Source organism: Streptomyces sp. NPDC045899 (assembly GCF_056431485.1).
Genome location: NZ_JBWKKP010000003.1, coordinates 428,200 through 444,693, shown reverse-complemented (window position 1 = coordinate 444,693; position 16,494 = coordinate 428,200). Strand labels below are relative to the sequence as shown.

12 protein-coding genes are annotated in these 16,494 nt (G+C 74.9%); 7 read left to right on the top strand and 5 right to left on the bottom strand.

Annotated elements, in window-relative coordinates:
• Positions 1-134: 134 nt before the first annotated feature.
• Positions 135-1,265: a glycerate kinase gene (locus AC07FT_RS06615; RefSeq protein ID WP_479174544.1), complete on the bottom strand. Its 1,131-nt coding sequence runs from the start codon at positions 1,263-1,265 to the stop codon at positions 135-137.
• Between the two features lie 190 nt (positions 1,266-1,455).
• Here AC07FT_RS06615 and AC07FT_RS06610 point away from each other — a divergent pair, with 190 nt between their 5' ends.
• Complete coding sequence (locus AC07FT_RS06610; protein ID WP_479174451.1) at positions 1,456-2,550, top strand: ADP-ribosylglycohydrolase family protein; 1,095 nt, start codon at positions 1,456-1,458, stop codon at positions 2,548-2,550.
• 140 nt (positions 2,551-2,690) lie between these two features.
• On the top strand, positions 2,691-3,437 hold the full coding sequence (locus AC07FT_RS06605; RefSeq protein ID WP_471193333.1) for an SIR2 family NAD-dependent protein deacylase: 747 nt from the start codon (positions 2,691-2,693) through the stop codon (positions 3,435-3,437).
• 14 nt (positions 3,438-3,451) lie between these two features.
• Here AC07FT_RS06605 and AC07FT_RS06600 read toward each other — a convergent pair whose 3' ends face one another.
• Together AC07FT_RS06600 and AC07FT_RS06595 are read right to left on the bottom strand one after the other, a co-directional pair.
• Positions 3,452-3,964 (bottom strand): methylated-DNA--[protein]-cysteine S-methyltransferase, encoded by a 513-nt coding sequence (locus tag AC07FT_RS06600; RefSeq protein ID WP_479174450.1) that lies wholly within the window; start codon positions 3,962-3,964, stop codon positions 3,452-3,454.
• Between the two features lie 32 nt (positions 3,965-3,996).
• Complete coding sequence (locus AC07FT_RS06595) at positions 3,997-5,472, bottom strand: AlkA N-terminal domain-containing protein (protein ID WP_479174448.1); 1,476 nt, start codon at positions 5,470-5,472, stop codon at positions 3,997-3,999.
• 141 nt (positions 5,473-5,613) lie between these two features.
• Between AC07FT_RS06595 and AC07FT_RS06590 the strand changes: the two genes are divergently transcribed.
• The 5 genes from AC07FT_RS06590 (at position 5,614) to hemC (ending at position 14,105) form a co-directional block, all read left to right on the top strand.
• Complete coding sequence (locus AC07FT_RS06590) at positions 5,614-6,000, top strand: CU044_2847 family protein (protein WP_479174446.1); 387 nt, start codon at positions 5,614-5,616, stop codon at positions 5,998-6,000.
• A gap of 3 nt (positions 6,001-6,003) precedes the next feature.
• Positions 6,004-8,301 carry a VMAP-C domain-containing protein gene (locus AC07FT_RS06585; protein WP_479174444.1) on the top strand — a complete coding sequence of 766 codons (2,298 nt, stop codon included), beginning with the start codon at positions 6,004-6,006 and terminating at the stop codon, positions 8,299-8,301.
• Between the two features lie 73 nt (positions 8,302-8,374).
• The gene (locus AC07FT_RS06580) at positions 8,375-9,352 is read left to right on the top strand and encodes an AAA family ATPase (protein WP_479174443.1); all 978 of its coding nucleotides are present in this window, start codon (positions 8,375-8,377) and stop codon (positions 9,350-9,352) included.
• A gap of 3 nt (positions 9,353-9,355) precedes the next feature.
• A complete protein-coding gene (locus tag AC07FT_RS06575; RefSeq protein ID WP_479174441.1) occupies positions 9,356-13,084 on the top strand; it encodes an SAV_2336 N-terminal domain-related protein in 3,729 nt (1,242 codons plus the stop codon).
• Positions 13,085-13,169: 85 nt separating this feature from the next.
• Entirely contained in the window at positions 13,170-14,105 is a 936-nt protein-coding gene (gene hemC / locus AC07FT_RS06570) for a hydroxymethylbilane synthase (RefSeq protein ID WP_479174439.1), read from the top strand.
• Between the two features lie 52 nt (positions 14,106-14,157).
• Here the strand turns inward: hemC and AC07FT_RS06565 are convergent, their stop codons facing one another.
• Together AC07FT_RS06565 and AC07FT_RS06560 are read right to left on the bottom strand one after the other, a co-directional pair.
• Positions 14,158-15,567 carry a phytoene desaturase family protein gene (locus AC07FT_RS06565; protein WP_479174542.1) on the bottom strand — a complete coding sequence of 470 codons (1,410 nt, stop codon included), beginning with the start codon at positions 15,565-15,567 and terminating at the stop codon, positions 14,158-14,160.
• Between the two features lie 48 nt (positions 15,568-15,615).
• Positions 15,616-16,443, bottom strand: coding sequence for an inositol monophosphatase family protein (locus AC07FT_RS06560; RefSeq protein WP_479174438.1), 828 nt, complete (start codon positions 16,441-16,443; stop codon positions 15,616-15,618).
• Positions 16,444-16,494 lie beyond the last annotated feature (51 nt).

The following is a 16,494-nucleotide window of genomic DNA, read 5'->3' as shown; positions in this document are numbered from 1 at the left end:
GGCAGCATACCGATGAGCACGCCCCCCCCCCACCCCCACCCCCCCCCCCCCCCCCCCTCCCCCCCCCCCCCCCCCCCCCCCCCCCCCACGCCGTTGTCGTCCGCCCCCGCCACGACGGTGAGCGATGGAGTCGGTCAGGTGAGGAAGTCCGCGGCCAGGCGTTCGGCCGTGCGTTCCAGGAGGGGGCCCGCCTCGGCGATACAGCGGGACGGGTCGGGCTCCAGGTCGGTGAGGGGGTAGGCGCGGCGGATGCCCGCCGCGCCCAGGGCCGACGGGGAGAGGACGAGACGGCCGCAGACCGCCACGACCTCGATGCCCCGCGCCCGCGCCGCCGCCGCCACACCCGCCGGAGCCTTGCCGTGCAGGGTCTGCTCGTCGAGCGAGCCCTCGCCCGTGATCACCAGGTCCGTGCCCTCCAGCGCCGCCGCGAAGCCGAGCACGTCCAGCATCACGTCGATTCCCGGACGGAAGGCCGCGCCGAGGCCCAGGAGCGCGCCGAAGCCGATACCGCCCGCCGCGCCCGCGCCCGGCGCCTGGGCGCAGTCGGCGGCCCGGGGGCCGGCCGCCCGCTCCAGCACCCGCGCGTAGTGCGCCAGCGCGGCGTCCAGCGCCCTGACCTCCTCCGGGCCCGCGCCCTTCTGCGGGCCGTAGACCGCCGCCGCGCCCTTCGGCCCGGTCAGCGGGTTGTCGACATCGCCGGCGAGCACGACCTCGGTCTCCGCGAGCCGCGGGTCCAGACCGGTCAGATCCGCGGTGGCCAGCTCGCACAGCGGGCCGCCGCCCGGGGCGACCGGTGTGCCGTCCGCGTCCAGCAGCCGGGCACCCAGCGCCACCAGCATCCCCGCGCCGCCGTCCGTGGTGGCGCTGCCGCCGACGCCGAAGACGATGCGGCGCGCCCCCGCGTCCAGGGCCGCGCGCAGCAGCTCACCGCTGCCGTGGGTGGTCGCCGTCAGCGGTGCGTACACCCCGGCCGGGAGGTGCCGCAGCCCCGACGCCTCCGCCATCTCCACCACGGCGGTGGTCCCGCGCAGCGCGTACGCGGCCGTCACCGGGGTGCCCAGCGGTCCGGTGACCGTCAGCTCCCGGCGTTCGAACCCGGCCGCGACGGCCGCGTCCACCGTGCCGTCACCGCCGTCGGCGACCGGGAGCGACACGATCTCCAGCTCCGCGCCGTCCGCCGCGCCGCGGCGCAGCCCGGCCGTCACATGCCCGGCGACCCGCACCGCGGTGAGCGAGCCCTTGAACTTGTCCGCGGCGATGAGCACACGGGTCGGCCGGGTCGCCTGCCCCTCGGCCCAGGTCTTCGTCGGCTCTGCCTTTTCCTCGTCCGTCACCTTGGTAACCCCTTGCTTCCGGAACAGGCAGTCGCGCCGCTGCGACCTTATCCGCCGCCAAGCCCCTTGCCCACCACCGCTTTCCCGCGCGCTTCGCCCCGGACTCCGGTAGACCTGACACATGGGCCTCAGCGGCAGCGCACTCTCCGACCGGATCCACGGCGGCTGGCTGGGCCGGGTCGCCGGGAACATGCTCGGCAAGCCCGTCGAGGAGGGGACGCACTGGACCCGTGGACGCATCGACCGCTATCTGCGCCGCGCCGGGGCGCTGCCGCTGACCGACTACCTGCCCGCGCTGGAGCCGCCGCCGGACCCCGTGGAGTTCGCGCTGCGCCCCGAGTGGCAGGGTTGCGTCCGCGGCCGGATCCACGGCAGCTGCCGCGACGACGACGTGGACTACTCGGTCCTGGGGCTGCACCTGCTGGAGACCCACGGCTTCGGGTTCACCACCGAGCAGGTCGGCGAGGTGTGGCTGCTGTGCCTGCCCTACCTCCAGACGTTCACCGCCGAGCGCGCGGCGTACCGCAATCTGGCCGCCGGGGTGAAGCCGCCGCTCAGCGCCACGCTCGACAATCCGTACCAGGAGTGGATCGGCGCCCTGATCCGCGCCGACATCCACGGCTGGGTCAACCCCGGCGATCCGCGCCGTGCCGCCGGGATGGCCCGCCGTGACGCCGTGCTGTCCCACACCGGCAACGGGGTCTACGGCGCGATGTGGGCGGCCGCCCTGATCGCCGCCGCCTTCACCGCCGACGGACCGCGCGAAGCAGTCGAGGAGGCCCTGACCCCCATCCCACCGCGCTGCCGCCTGGCCCGTGTCGTCCGCCGCGCCGCGTCCCTGTACGACGCGGGCGTGGACTGGGCGGACGCCCTGGACCAGCTGGAGCGGGAGACGGCCGGGCTGCCCTGGATCCACGTCGTCCCCAACGCCGCCGTGATCACCGCCGGACTGCTCTACGGCGCCGGGGACTTCACCGCCGCGGTCACCCTGACCGTCCGCGGCGGTCTGGACACGGATTCCAACGGCGCGACGGCGGGCTCCGTCGCGGGGGTGCTGTGCGGTGCGCAGGCCATCCCCCCGCAGTGGACCGTCCCGCTCGAGGACCGTCTGCGCAGCGCGGTGTTCGGCTTCGACGGTGCCCGCATCAGCGACCTGGCGGCACGCACGCACCGGCTGGCGGTGGCGGGTGCGGGGGCTCAGCTCGTCGTGACGTAGCGCGTGAACCGGGCCCGGTCGGCCCGGCCGACGGTCAGGTGCGGGCGCGTCACGTCCCGTAGGTCCGTATGCGGACCGCCCGTTCGGAGCGGGCGAAACGCGGTCGCCCCCGCCCCCGTCCGCTGCGTACGCTCGGCGGCATGAGCAGCGAGAGCGAGCACCGGCCCCTGGTGGCGATCCTGAGCGGCGCGGGCATCTCCACGGACTCCGGGATCCCGGACTACCGCGGGCCGCAGGGGCTGTGGCGGCAGGACCCCGAGGCCGAGAAGCTCGTGACCTACGACTACTACATGACCGACCCGGAGATCCGGCGCCGCTCCTGGCTGATGCGGCGGGACAGTGAAGCGCTGCGCGCCCGGCCGAACGGGGCCCATGAGGCGGTGGCGCGGCTGGAGCGGTCGGGGGTGCCGGTCAGGGTGATCACCCAGAACGTGGACGGGCTGCACCAGCTCGCCGGACTGCCCGCGCGCAAGGTGCTCGAACTGCACGGCACCGCACGGACCGTCCAGTGCACGGTGTGTGACGCACGGTCGGACATGGCCACAGCGCTGGCCCGGGTGGCGTCCGGGGATCCGGACCCGTCCTGTGAGGAGTGCGGCGGGATCCTGAAGTCGGCGACGGTGATGTTCGGGCAGGCCCTGGACCCGGAGGTGCTCACCGATGCGGTCGCGGTGGCGCGGGCCTGCGAGGTGTTCATCGCGGTCGGCACCAGCCTCCAGGTCCAGCCCGCGGCCTCGCTCGCCGGGATGGCGGCGGAGGGCGGCGCCCGGCTGGTCATCGTCAACGCCGAGCCGACCCCGTACGACGAGCTCGCGGACGAGGTCGTGCGCGAGCCCATCGGTACGGCGCTGCCCGCCCTGCTGGACCGGATCGCCGCGGGCGGCTGAGGCCGGACGGTGCGTCAGCCCACGAGGTCCCAGACGCCGACCAGCCCGGTCCCGCTCTCGAAGTCCAGGAGCCGGCGCTTGCGGTCGAGTCCGCCGCCGTAGCCGGTGAGGCCGCCGGAGGCACCGACGACGCGGTGGCAGGGGACGATGATGCCCACCGGGTTCTTGCCGTTGGCCAGACCGACGGCGCGGGAGGCGGAAGGCTGTCCGATCCGGTCGGCGAGCTGCCCGTAGGAGAGCGTCGCGCCGTACGGGATGCGGCACAGCTCGGCCCAGACGCGTCGCTGGAACGGCGTGCCGGTCAGCTTCAGCGGCAGGTCGAACGCGGTGAGGTCACCGGCGAAGTAGGCGGTGAGCTGGCGGGCGGTCTCGGCGAACGGCGCCTCGTCCGGGTCGCCCGGCGCGCCGAAGCTCTCCTCGGGCGGGCGGTGCCGCTGCCCCGCCATGTAGAGACCGCTGAGCTCCCCGTCGGTGGCGACCAGGGTGAGCGGGCCGCATGGGCTGTCGACGACGGTGTGCGTGATCATGTCGGGCTGTCTTCCTCGGGTGCTGGTGACGGTCAGGGCGCGGGCAGCCGGTTGATCGCATGCGACTCGTCGGTCGCCCATAGGTACTGGACGGCGTAGGCCCGCCACGGCCGCCACCGCGTGGAGTGCCGGGTCAGCGCGCCCGGGGTGGCCGGCAGGCCCAGCCCCGCGGCGCCGCGGCGCACACCAAGGTCCGTGGGGATGAACGCGTCGGGGTCGCCGAGCGCCCGCATCGCGATGATCTCCACGGTCCACGGGCCGAGGCCGGGCAGTGCGGTCAGACCGGCGCGGGCGGCGTCCCAGTCGGTGCCGACGCCGAGCGCGACCCGGCCCTCGGCGAGCGCGCCGATCAGTCCGGTGAGCGTGGCCCGGCGGGTGCGCGGCATGGCGAGCGCCTCCGGGTCGAGACCGGCGAGGGCGCCGACGGTCGGGAAGAGGTGGGTCAGTCCGCCCGCCGGGTCCTCGACGGGCTCGCCGTGGGCGGTCACCAGCCGGGCCGCGTGGGTACGGGCCGCCGCTGTGGACACCTGCTGGCCGAGCACGGCGCGCACCGCGAACTCCTCGGCGTCCACCGTGCCCGGCACCCGCCGCCCCGGGGCCTTGTCGACCAGCGGCGCGAGCCGGTCGTCGGCGCGCAGCAGCTCGTCCACGGCGGCCGGGTCGGCGTCGAGGTCCAGCATCCGGCGGCAACGGCTGATCGCCCCGGCCAGATCGCGCAGATCGGCGAGCGAGAGCTGACAGGCGATGTGGTCCGGCCGCGGACTCAGGGCGACCACCCCGGGCCCGTACGGCAGCCGCAGGGTCCGCCGGTACGCGCCGTCGCGCCACTCCTCCACCCCGGGGACCGCGGTGGCGGCCAGGTGCCCGAAGAGGTTGTCCGGGCACAGCGGGGCGCGGAAGGGCAGCCGCAGGGTCAGCACGCCGGGGACGGCGGGCTGCGGGCCGTTCCTGGCCCGCAGCCGCAGCTCGGTCGGGGTGAGCGCGAAGACCTCGCGCACGGTCTCGTTGAAGGCGCGGATGCTGGCGAACCCGGCGGCGAAGGCGATGTCCGCCATCGGCAGCGGGCTGGTCTCGATGAGCAGCCGCGCGGTCTGCGCCCGCTGGGCGCGGGCCAGGGCGAGGGGCCCCGCGCCGAGCTCGGCGAGGAGCTGCCGTTCGATCTGGCGGGTGCTGTAGCCGAGCCGCGCGGCGAGACCCGGCACCCCGTCCCGGTCCACCACACCGTCCGCGATCATCCGCATGGCACGGGCCACCAGGTCCGCGCGCTCGTTCCACTGCGGGGAGCCGGGGCTGGCGTCGGGGCGGCACCGTTTGCAGGCCCGGAACCCGGCCTGCTGGGCCGCGGCCGCGCTGGGGTAGAACCGCATGTTCCCGGGTTTGGGACCGACGACCGGACAGCTCGGACGGCAGTAGATGCCCGTGGTGACGACGGCGATGAAGAACCAGCCGTCGAAGCGGGCGTCCTTGGCCTGCGCCGCGCGCAGGCACCGGTCGGTGTCGGTGTGCATGTCTCCAGCATCCGCCAGCGGGTGGGGCGGTGCTCGCGGAAATCCGACATGGACCTTCCGCCGGGCCACGGCGGCCCGTCCGACGAGGGCGGTTGTGTGAAACGGGCAGACCGGGGGCGTACCGATCGGCATCATGGTCATGTGACGGACTACGCCGAGCTCCCGCTCCCCGATGGCACCCCCGTACGTCTCGAGCTGACCCCCGTGGCCGGCGCGCCCGGCAGCGCCCCCGGGGAGCCGGCGGACCGGCTGCCCGGCGGGATCGGCGGGGTGACACCGGTGTCCCGGGGGCAACGGGCGGCGGTGCTGGCCGCGGACGGGCTGCGCGCGGTACTGCGGCCGCTGGGCCCGCTGTTGCAGGAGGTGCATGACGCGGTGTCCACCGCGGCGAACCCGCCCGACGAGGTCCAGGTGCAGTTCGGCGTCCAGGTCGGCCAGGACCTCAAGCTGGGCATCGTCGGCGCGGGCGGCCAGGCCAGCATGACGATTTCGGCCACCTGGCAGCTCTCGGGTCCCCGTACGGCCTGACCGATGGAGTGGTTCCGACCCGCACCGGCCCCCGGGCAGCGTCCGGTCACGGTCTCGGTGCTGAGCCAGGTCGACCGGGAGGCGGTCGGCTCCGGGGTCCTGCTCCCCGGCGGCCGTCGCTTCCTGACCTGCGCGCACGTGATCAACTGTGCGCTGGGCAAGGAGGACACCACCTGCGCCGACCCTCCGGTGGCGGGGGCGCTGACGGTGCGGGTGCACGGTCCGGACGGTGGAGCCCCGCACATCCGCACCGCCGAACTCACCGTGTGGATACCCCCGGGCCGCTCCCGCGGGGTGGAGTGGGAAGGCGATCTGGCCGTACTCGACCTCACCGAACCGCCGCCCCGTGAGCTGCTCGCGCCACGCTGGCGGGCCATGACGGCGGGGCAGTCGGTGCTCGCCTGGCACGCCAGCGGACTCGCGGCCACCATCGCCAAGGCTCAGGTGACCTCGTGCGACGGCCGGATCGGCTATGTGGACGGCGAGTCCCTCACCGGGGTCGCCATCGACCACGGCTACAGCGGGGGGCCGCTGTGGTCGGGCGAGGAGGGGGCGGTGGTCGGCCTGGTCGCGGCCGCCCTGACACCCCCTCACCATCCGGTCACCGGAGCTCCGCCGGCCTACGCGCCGCACCATGTCGCGCGCCGCAGCTGGAGCATCCCGTGGCAGCGGATCCAGGACGAGCTGCGCCGGGCGGGCGCGGCACACGTACTCCACGAACCGGCGCCCGGACCGTGGACGCCGGCCGGGCCGTACGGCGACGGGGGGTTATCCGGACCCGCCGCGCCCCCGCCACCCGCTCCACCGCACCCCGATCCCGCCCACCGCCTCCTCACGGCCGTCCTCGCCCGCGCGCTGGCCGACCCCGTCCGCCGCGCCGACTGCGCCCGTACCGTCGCCCGGCGCTGTGGCCACCCCCACCGCACCGACGGTTCCGCCCCGTCCGTGGACGAGTTCGCCCGGCTGCTCACCCAGGACGGACGGGCGCTGCCCGCCCTCGCCGAGGTGCTGCACCCCGCCGCCCCGCACGACGCCGCCGAACTCCTCGCCGCCGGGCGGATGTCCGGGGTGCCCCAGCTGCTCTCCCCCGGTGAGCTGGAGGAGTTGCTGACGCAGTTCGCCCGGGTGCCCGTCACCGTCGCCGCCCGCCTCCCCTCCGTCGTACGGGCCGCGCTGCCGCTGGCCGAACTGCCGGGGACACCGCTCGCCGGATCCGGCTGGGCCGACCGGGACGCCGGGGCGCGGGCGGTCCGCGTCCGGGAGCTGATCGGCGCTCTGGAGGGGCTGCGCGGGGACAGCCGCCCCGTCCCCGACGGCACGGCGGGAGTCCCCGGACTGCTGCGCGTGGTCACGTATGTGGCCGCCCTGTGCCCGGCCGACCCCGGTGAGGCGCTGCGCCGCTGGAGCACGGCGGTCGCCGTCCGGCTGGGCATCCACCCGGCCGCGCTGGAGGAGCGCCGTGCCGACGCCCATGAGTGGGCCGAGCGTCAGCGGACGTCGGCCGCGGTCCCCCGGGTGCTGGTGCGGCTGACCGCCCACCCCGGCCAGGACGGCACCGACCGCTACCGGCTGCGGATGTGGTGCGACGAGGGCGAGGGCCCCCGCCGGGTGTCCGGTGGCGGCGGGGACGGCGAGGGCGATCCGCCGCGCAGCGCGGCCCGGGCCGCCGAGGACATCCTCACGGTGATCGAGCCGCTGCACCGGGCGCTCCCCGCAGGGATCCGGCCGGTCATCGAACTCATCGTGGACCGCGAGGCGCTGGAGCTCCCGGTCGACCAGTGGGAGTGGCCGGGTCCGGCCGGTCTGGTGCCCGGGGTGCTGGGCGCGGAGTACCCGCTCGTCGTCCACTGCCCGGAACTGCTCCAGCGGGCCGGTGAGCGGTTCAAGGCGGCGCTGCGCCACCGCTGGCAGCGGCTGGACGACGGCGGGGCCGTGCACATCGACGGCTCCACGGGCGGCGCGCACGGGGTGTACGCGCTGCTGATGGACCAGCTGGACGCCGCGCAGGCCACGGTGGACGGCGTTCCGGCGGAGGTGCGGATCGAGATCGTCCAGGTGTGTCTGGCGATGGGGATGCCGGTCGTCGTCTGGGACCGGGACACGGACGCGGAGTCCGGCTCGCACGCCGTACGGGCGGTGGCGGGCACCCCGCCGCGCCGGCTGCCGGAGACGGTGCGCGCCTACCGGGCCAGGACCCTCGGCTGCCCGCGGACGTTCCTGGGGCGGCCGGTGCTGGCCTGGGCCGAGGCCGACCGCGAACTGCCCCGGCTGGAGCTGGCCGACCCCACGGAGCCGTCATGACCGCCGATCGCGCATTCCCTGTCCGCCGTCTCAGCCACATCGGCCACATCGGCCACATCGCTACGGAGGTCTCATGACGGCGTCGTACGACCGTCCCCAGTCCGGCGGCAACGACTGGCGGCTCTTCCGCGGCGACGGTGTCGCGCGGGGCGCCGACCTGCCCCCGGCCCCGCCCTGGCGGCGCTTCGGCGCCCCGGGCACCGGGCCCGGCGAGGACGGCCCGCCGCCCTACCTGATCTCCGCCGACCACGCCGACGTGGTGAACGCGGCGCTCCATCTGCGCCGCCCGCTGCTGGTCACCGGCCAGCCCGGCACCGGCAAATCGTCCCTGGCCCGGGCCATCGCCCATGAGCTGGACCTCGGCGAGGTACTGCGCTGGCCGGTCAACAGCCGCTCCACCGTGCAGGACGCGCTCTACCGCTACGACGCGGTCGGCCGGCTCCGCGAGACCACGCTGAGCCGCGACCGCGGCGGCCCGGAGCCGGACATCGGGTCCTTCATGCGACTGGGGCCGCTCGGCACCGCCCTGGTGCCGCGGTCCCGGCCCGGTGTGCTGCTGATCGACGAACTGGACAAGGGCGATGTGGACCTGCCCAACGACCTGCTGACCGTCTTCGAGGAGGGCGAGTTCGAGATCCCCGAACTGTCCCGGCTCTCCGACGAGCGGCCCGAGGTCGAGGTACCCACACTGTGGCCCGGTGAGCGGGCGCGGGTGGTGCGCGGCCGGGTGCGGTGCGCCGAGTTCCCCGTGGTGGTCGTGACCAGCAACGGCGAACGGGACTTCCCGCCCGCGTTCCTGCGGCGCTGCGTCCGTCTCGAACTGCCGCCGCCGGACGAGCGGCAGCTCCGCGCGATCGTCACCGCCCATCTCGGCGAGGGCGCGCTGCACGAGGTGGACGATCTGCTCCGGACGTTCCTGCGCCGCCGCGCACCGGGCGAACTGGCCACCGACCAGCTCCTGAACGCGGTCTTCCTCCGCACCGGAGGCGTGGACCTGGACGCCGACGGACTGCTCGACGCCGTCCTGCACCGGCTCGGCGGGGCGGTGTGACCCATGGCCCCTGACGCCGAACGGCTCGACGAACGGCTGGGCGCACTGCGTGCCGTCCTCGAGTCCAGTGGCGTCACCCTGGCCCGCGAAGAGCTGCTGGACGCCCTGTGGCTGGCCGCACGGCTGCCCGCGGACGGCGCCGAAGCGCCGCTGCGCCGCGCCCTGGACCGCCGGGTCGCGGCCGACCACCCGCCGGACCACGCCCATGACTCCTCCGGCGCCGACGGCGGCGCGGCGGGCGCCCACCGCCCGGCGGACCCGCCGCCGGAGCCCGTCCGGCCGTCGGCGGGGCCGCCGTCGGCCGTACCGGAGGACGTCCGGACCACCGGACTGCACGCCGTCCCGGACGGCGCCGACGCCGATGACCCGCCACACACCGGTCCGTCCGGCGCGCTCGCGCTGCGCGTCCCCGAGGGCAAGGCGCTGCGCGCCGAACTCCGGATCGGACGCGCGCTGCGCCCGCTCCGCCAGCACCGGCCCAGCGTCGCCCGGCACGAGGTGGACATCGACGCCACGGTGACGGCACTGGCCGAGACCGGACTGCCGGACGTCGCACTCCGCCCGGCGCGCGAACGCTGGCTGGATCTGGCGCTGGTGATCGACGACGGGATCTCGATGCTGCTGTGGCAGCGGCTGGCCGCCGAGATCCACGCGATGACGGAACGGCTGGGCGCGTTCCGCCTGGTGCGGACGTACGGTCTGAGCGCTCCGGACCCCACCGCGCCGCCGCGGTTGAGCACCCGCCCCTTCGATCCGGCGGCCGCACCGATGCCGCCCCGGGCCCTGGCCGATCCGTCCGGCCAGACGCTGGTGCTGGTGCTGAGCGACGGCATGGGTCCGGCCTGGCGGGACGGCCGCAAGCACGAGGTCGTACGGCGCTGGGCCCGCTGCGGGCCCACCGCGATCCTGCACGCCCTGCCGCGCCGGATGTGGGACGGCTCCGGTATCCGCGCGCACCGCTGGCGGGTGACGACCCGCCGCAGCGGCGCCCCCAACACCGCGTGGCGGGTGAGCGATCCCGTACTCCCGGCGGGGCTCGCCGCGTTCGACGGCGTTCCGGTGCCGGTGATCGAACCGGAGCCGGGGGCGATGGCGACATGGGCCCGGCTGGTCGCCTCGTCGGGCGGCAGCGCGCTGCTGCCCCTGCTCGGCCGCCCGGAACCGGCGCCGCACCGGGCGGCCGCGACGGCCGACGGGCTGGGGAGCGTCCAGCGCTTCCGTGACGCCGCCTCCCCCGAGGCGTACCGGCTGGCCGCCCATCTGGCGGCGGTCGCCCCGGTGTCGGTGCCGGTGATGCGACTGGTGCAGGCCGCCGTGCCCTGGCGGGCGGACACCGCACACCTCGCCGAGGTCTTCCTCGGCGGACTGCTGCGGCCCGCCGGGACGGGGCCCTGGGCGGGGCTGCTGCCGCCACGGCACCGGATCTTCGACTTCCCCGAGACCGCCCGGGCGGCCCTGCTGGACGCCGTCCCGACCGCCGAACTCATCGCCACGGGACGCCATATCGGCCGCACCCTGTCCCAACTGGCGGGCCGCTCACCCGACTTCCCCGCCTGGCTGGCCCATCCGTCGGGACCGGATCTCCTGCCGCCCGGTGCGCGGGCGTTCGCCGAGGTGGGCCCGCGCCTGGCCGCCCGCTTCGGGGCCCCGGCCCTGCCGGTGGAGCCTCCGGCGGCCCCGGGGAGCGGGGCGGAGTCCCCCACCCTGGGCCTGCGGGGGCCCGACCGCCGGACGGAGTCCGCTCCACCCGCGCCGTTCCGCACTGCCTGCCCGAGCTGTGCGTCTCCGCTGGAACCCGATGACCGCTTCTGCGGTACCTGCGGCTGGGACATCACCGTCGAACCGGTGGGCCTGTGCCCCGAGTGCCGGGCGCCGGTACGGGGCGACAGCGAATACTGCGACACCTGCGGCATCCGCATCGGGCCTGGTCCGGGTCTCCCGGCCCGCCCGGCGGCCCCCGTACCCGCGTCGCTCACGACGCCGCCTCCGCCGCTGGTGCTGCCGGAGCCGTCCCGGCACGGCACCGTCGCCCTGTCCGACGACGTCCCGGTCTCCCTGGGCCCCTACCTGCTCGCCGGGAGGCTCGCCTCGGACGCCCGGACCGTGACCTATATCGGCTTCGACCAGGGCCGGTTCGCGGTCGTGCGGGCACCCCATGCGGGCGCGGAGCCCGGAAGCCACCGGCTGCGGGCACGGACCCAGGCACTGCGCCGGATGGACGGCCAGTACGCGCCGCGGCTGCTGCGCAGTTCCGAGGCACCACCCTTCATGGCGGAGGAGTTACTCCGCGCCGCCGACGGTTCGCTGCCCACCGATCTGCTGAGCTTGCTGTCCGCCGGGGCACCCGGCTGGAACGGCGACCGGTTCCTCCGCATCGGCCGGAGCCTCGCCGAGGCCGTCGCCCGGTGCGCCGACCGGAGCGTCGTCCACGGCGGACTCACCACCGTCACGGTGCTCGTCGTGGACGATGCCGTGAAGCTGGTCGGCTGGGAGGCCGTCTCCTTCGTCGACGACGTGTGGGCGACTGCCACCACAGCGGACGACGTCCTCGCGCTCGGCCGGATCCTCCAGGTCATGGGAGGGCGGAGCGCCGGCACCGGACGGTGGGAGGACTTCCGGTGGCGGGACATCTCCGGGGTGAGTCTGCGCGCCACGATCGAGGCCTGCCTCGACCCCGAACCGGGACGCCGCCCCACGGCACGTCAGGTCGCCGAGGTACTGGCCCGCTATGAGCATCAGCCCCCGGACAGCGCGCCGAACCCCGCGCTCCCGGCCTCCCGGGGCTATGGGGACTTCCTCGACCTCCAGGGGTTGCTCCCCTACGACCAGGCCGCCCAGCCCTCTGAGTGGGCCGCGATGGACGCGTCGAAGCCTCCCCGGCCGACCCTCGCCTCCCGGCTGCGGCTCGGCGGCCGGCGGCAGCGCAGGCTGGAGGTGATCCGTACACCGCTGCGGCCCTCCCCCTACCGCATCGCGGTGATCAGTCTCAAGGGCGGCATCGGCAAGACCACGACCACCGTGGCGCTCGGCTCCGTACTGGCCGCCGAGCGGCAGGACAAGGTCATCGCGATCGACGCCGACCCCGACGCGGGCACCCTGGGCCGCCGGGTGCGGCGGGAGACCGGCGCGACCATCCGCGACCTGGTCACCGCGATCCCGTACCTCAACAGCTACCTGGACATCCGGCGGTTCACCTCACAGGCCCCCTCCGGTCTGGAGATCCTCGCCAACGACGTGGACCCGGCGGTCTCCACGACCTTCGACGACGAGGACTACCGCCGCGTCATCGACGTCCTGGGCAAGCAGTACCCGATCATCCTCACCGACTCGGGCACCGGTCTGCTCTACAGCACGATGCGCGGTGTACTGGATCGCGCCGACCAACTGGTCCTCCTCTGCACCGCGTCGGTGGACGGCGCGAGCAGTGCGAGCACCACCCTCGACTGGCTGATCGCACACGGCTACGGGGAGCTGGTCTCCCGCAGCGTCACGGTCGTCTCGGGAGTCCGGGATCCCGGGCCAACGGTGAACACCGAAGAGGTGGCGGCGCATTTCCGGAGCCGCTGCCGTGGTGTGGTCGCCGTTCCCTTCGACCGGCATCTGGCCGACGGCGGCGAACTGGACCTCGGTCAATTGCGGTCGAGGACCCGCGAGGCGTATCTCGATCTGGCGGCCCTGGTGGCCGAGGACTTCGGGCGCCACCTGCGGGAAGGGGGACGGCACCCGCAGTGAGGCGGCCGGCGGTACGGACGTGCGGCTCGTCACCCCGTCCGCGTCGTGGCACGGGGCCCCTCCCGGACGCCCTATCGTGTACGCCATGTCGTCCACCGACCTCATCCGCATCGTCTCCCGCTCCTCTCCCATGGCCCTGGCCCAGGTCGAGCGGGTCCGCACCGAACTCGCGGCCCTCCACCCCGGGATCCGTACCGAGGTGATCCCGGTGACCACCTCCGGCGACCGCTGGATGGGCGATCTGTCGAAGCTGGGCGGGAAGGGCGCGTTCACCAAGGAGGTGGACGCGGCGCTGCTGGCGGGCGAGGCCGATCTGGCCGTGCACTGCATCAAGGACGTGCCCGCCGACCGGCCGCTGCCCGCGGGCACCGTGTTCGCCGCCTACCTCAAGCGGGACGACATCCGCGACGCCGTGATCCACCCCGAGGGGCTGACCCTCGACCAGATGCCCGAGGGCACCAGGGTCGGCACCTCCTCGGTGCGGCGGGTGGCCCAACTCGCCGTCACCCACCCGCACGTCGAGTGCGTGCCGATGCGCGGCAACGCCAACCGCCGTCTGGAGAAGCTGGCGGCCGGTGACGCGGACGCGCTGCTGCTGGCCGTCTCCGGTCTGGAGCGCATCGGCCGGATGGACGTGGTCAGCGAGATCCTCCCCGTCGACACCATGTGCCCGCCGATCGGCGCGGGAGTACTCGGGCTCCAGTGCCGCGAGGACGACACCGCCACCATCGACGCCGTCGCCGGACTCGGGGACACCGACGCGTGGAAGGAGGTCACGGCGGAGCGGATGCTGCTGCACGTCCTCCAGGGACACTGCAACTCCCCCATCGCGGGTTTCGCCAAGGCCGAGCGCGACGGACGGCTGTCACTGCGTGCCCGGGTGTTCAGCCCGGACGGCAAGACGGTGCTGGACGCGCACGAGTGGGCGGGCCCGCTGGACCCGGCCACCCTGGGGACCTCGGTGGCGGTGGCGCTGCTGCGCCAGGGTGCCCGCGAGGTCATCGACACCATTCCGCACTGAGGCACCGAGGCACTGACGCACCGGGCGGACGGGGCGGACCGGCCGGTCCGCCCTAGCGCCGCTGCCGCAGCCTCCGCCACACCGCCCGCGCCGCGTGGTGCCCCGACATCCCGTGGACACCGGGGCCGGGCGGGGTCGCCGAGGAGCACAGGAAGACGGCGGGGTGAGGGGTGGCGTACGGGACCCGGGCCAGCCGGGGCCGTATCACCGCCTGGAGGCCCCCGAAGACGCCGCAGGCGATGTCGCCGCCCACGTAGTTGGCGTTGCGCGCGGCCAGCTCGGGGGGTCCGGCCACCGCACGGGCCAGGACGAGATCGCGGAAACCGGGGGCGAACCGCTCGATCTGCCGCTCGATGACCTCCGTGGCATCGCCCTTCCAGCCGCTGGGCACATGCCCGTAGACCCAGAAGGTGTGCTTGCCCTCGGGGGCGCGGGAGGCGTCGAGCAGGGACGGCTGGGCGGCGATCAGGAACGGCACGGTCGGCTCATGGCCCTCGGTGGCGGCCCGCAGTGCCGCACCGATCTCGCCCGCGGAGGGGCCGATGTGGACGGTCCCGGCGCGGCGGGCTTCGGGCGCGGTCCACGGCACCGGACCGTCCAGGGCGTAGTCGATCTTGAAGACGGAGGCCCCGTAGCGGTAGTGGGCGAAGGCGTTGCCCAGTCCGGCGATCCGGGCCAGTGCGGTGGGTGAGGTGTCGAAGACGTACGCACGGGCGGGCGGCAGTTCGTCGAGCCGCCGGACCGGGGTGCCGACGTGGATCGTGCCGCCCTGCTCGCGCAGATAGGAGCCGAGGGCGTCCGCGATGGACTGGGAGCCGCCGCGCGGCACCGGCCAGCCGACCTCATGGGCGGCGACCGCGAAGGTCAGCGCGGGCGCCGCGGTGGTCAGCGCGCTGGTCGGCGCGATGGCATGTCCGGCGAGCCCGCTGATCAGGGCCTTCGCCTTCTCGCCGCGGAAACGGCGGGCGAGGAGGGTGGACGACTGGAGCGCGTGCAGCCCGAACCTGACCCAGGTGGCCGGGTCCCGTGGCACCCCGTCCCACTGGGTGCGCAGGATGTCGGGTGCGAAGGTGTGCCATTTGCCGAGGTACGGCGCGACCAGCCGTCGGTAGGTCCCGGCGTCCCGCGGCCCGAGCGACATGGCCGTCTCGCCGACCGAACGGGCCAGCACCGCCGCGGAACCGTCCGGGAAGGGGTGGGCGAGCGGCAGCTCGGGGTGCAGCCACTCCAGGCCGTGCCGGGCGAGCGGCATCCGTTCGAAGGCCGGGGAGCCGACCCCGAGGGGGTGCACGGCGGAGCAGGGGTCGTGGCGGAAGCCGGGGAGGGTGAGCTCCTCGGTGCGGGAGCCGCCGCCGATGGCACCGGCCGCCTCGTAGACCTCCACCGCACAGCCGCGGCGGGCGAGTTCGACGGCCGCGGTCAGCCCGTTCGGTCCGGCACCCACCACAACCGCGTCGAGCATCGACGGCACGTCGGCCTCCTCCTCCTCGCCATTGAGGATCGTGGAACGTCAGCCGGCGGCGGCCAGCAGGCTCAGGATATGCCGTGCGGTGGCCTCGTCCCGGGCCGCTGTGAAAGGCAGCGCGTTTCCGCCAATAATGCGGAAGGGTTCCCCGGCCAGGGTGGCACTGGTACCGCCCGCCTCGGCCACCAGCAGCAGTCCCGCGGCGTGGTCCCAGGCGTTCTCCCAGGTGAAGGCGAGGGCGTCGAGCTGTCCGCGGGCCACCTTCAGATACTCCAGACCGGCCGAACCGCACGGCCGCGGCGCGACGCCCGGGGTGCTCAGACCGGCCAGGGCGCGCTTCTCCGCGTCGGTGGTGAAGTCGAAGTGGGAGATGGCCACTTCGAGGGTCGCACCGGGCTCCGGCGAGCCGGAACGGATCGGCTCTCCGTTCAGCAGGGCACCCTGACCGCGCCGGGCCACGGCCATCTCGTCCACCGCCGGGGCGAAGGTCCAGGAGGCGAGCAGTTCGCCGTGGTGGGCCAGGGCGACCAGGGTCGCGAAGCCCGGATCGCCGTGGACGAACTGCCGGGTGCCGTCGACCGGGTCGACGATCCACACCGGGGCGTCGCCGCCGAGCGCGCCGAGGATCGAGGGGTCGGCGTGCACGCCCTCCTCGCCCACCACGGCCGAGCCGGGCAGCAGGCTGGTCAGCGAGGCGGCCAGGTACTGCTCGGCGAGCCGGTCGGCGGTGGTGACGAGGTCGTGCGGGCCGTTCTTCTCGATGATCTCGTGCTCGGCGAGCTGCCGGAAGCGCGGCATGATCTCGGCGGCGGCCGCCTTGCGGACCGCCTCCTCGACATCGGACAGATCACCAGCGAGAAATTGATCGATCATACGTTCATCGAACCATGCCGCTCCGACAGCCGGTGACCAGGTGGCGGACGG

What these genes read in the sequence shown, in the direction of transcription:
- AC07FT_RS06600 (WP_479174450.1), bottom strand. Translation starts at nt 3,964, where the DNA reads ATGATCACGCACACCGTCGTCGACAGCCCATGCGGCCCGCTCACCCTG.
- AC07FT_RS06565 (WP_479174542.1), bottom strand. Translation starts at nt 15,567, where the DNA reads ATGCTCGACGCGGTTGTGGTGGGTGCCGGACCGAACGGGCTGACCGCG.
- hemC (WP_479174439.1), top strand. Translation starts at nt 13,170, where the DNA reads ATGTCGTCCACCGACCTCATCCGCATCGTCTCCCGCTCCTCTCCCATG.
- AC07FT_RS06610 (WP_479174451.1), top strand. Translation starts at nt 1,456, where the DNA reads ATGGGCCTCAGCGGCAGCGCACTCTCCGACCGGATCCACGGCGGCTGG.
- AC07FT_RS06560 (WP_479174438.1), bottom strand. Translation starts at nt 16,443, where the DNA reads ATGATCGATCAATTTCTCGCTGGTGATCTGTCCGATGTCGAGGAGGCG.
- AC07FT_RS06605 (WP_471193333.1), top strand. Translation starts at nt 2,691, where the DNA reads ATGAGCAGCGAGAGCGAGCACCGGCCCCTGGTGGCGATCCTGAGCGGC.
- AC07FT_RS06595 (WP_479174448.1), bottom strand. Translation starts at nt 5,472, where the DNA reads ATGCACACCGACACCGACCGGTGCCTGCGCGCGGCGCAGGCCAAGGAC.
- AC07FT_RS06580 (WP_479174443.1), top strand. Translation starts at nt 8,375, where the DNA reads ATGACGGCGTCGTACGACCGTCCCCAGTCCGGCGGCAACGACTGGCGG.
- AC07FT_RS06575 (WP_479174441.1), top strand. Translation starts at nt 9,356, where the DNA reads ATGGCCCCTGACGCCGAACGGCTCGACGAACGGCTGGGCGCACTGCGT.
- AC07FT_RS06585 (WP_479174444.1), top strand. Translation starts at nt 6,004, where the DNA reads ATGGAGTGGTTCCGACCCGCACCGGCCCCCGGGCAGCGTCCGGTCACG.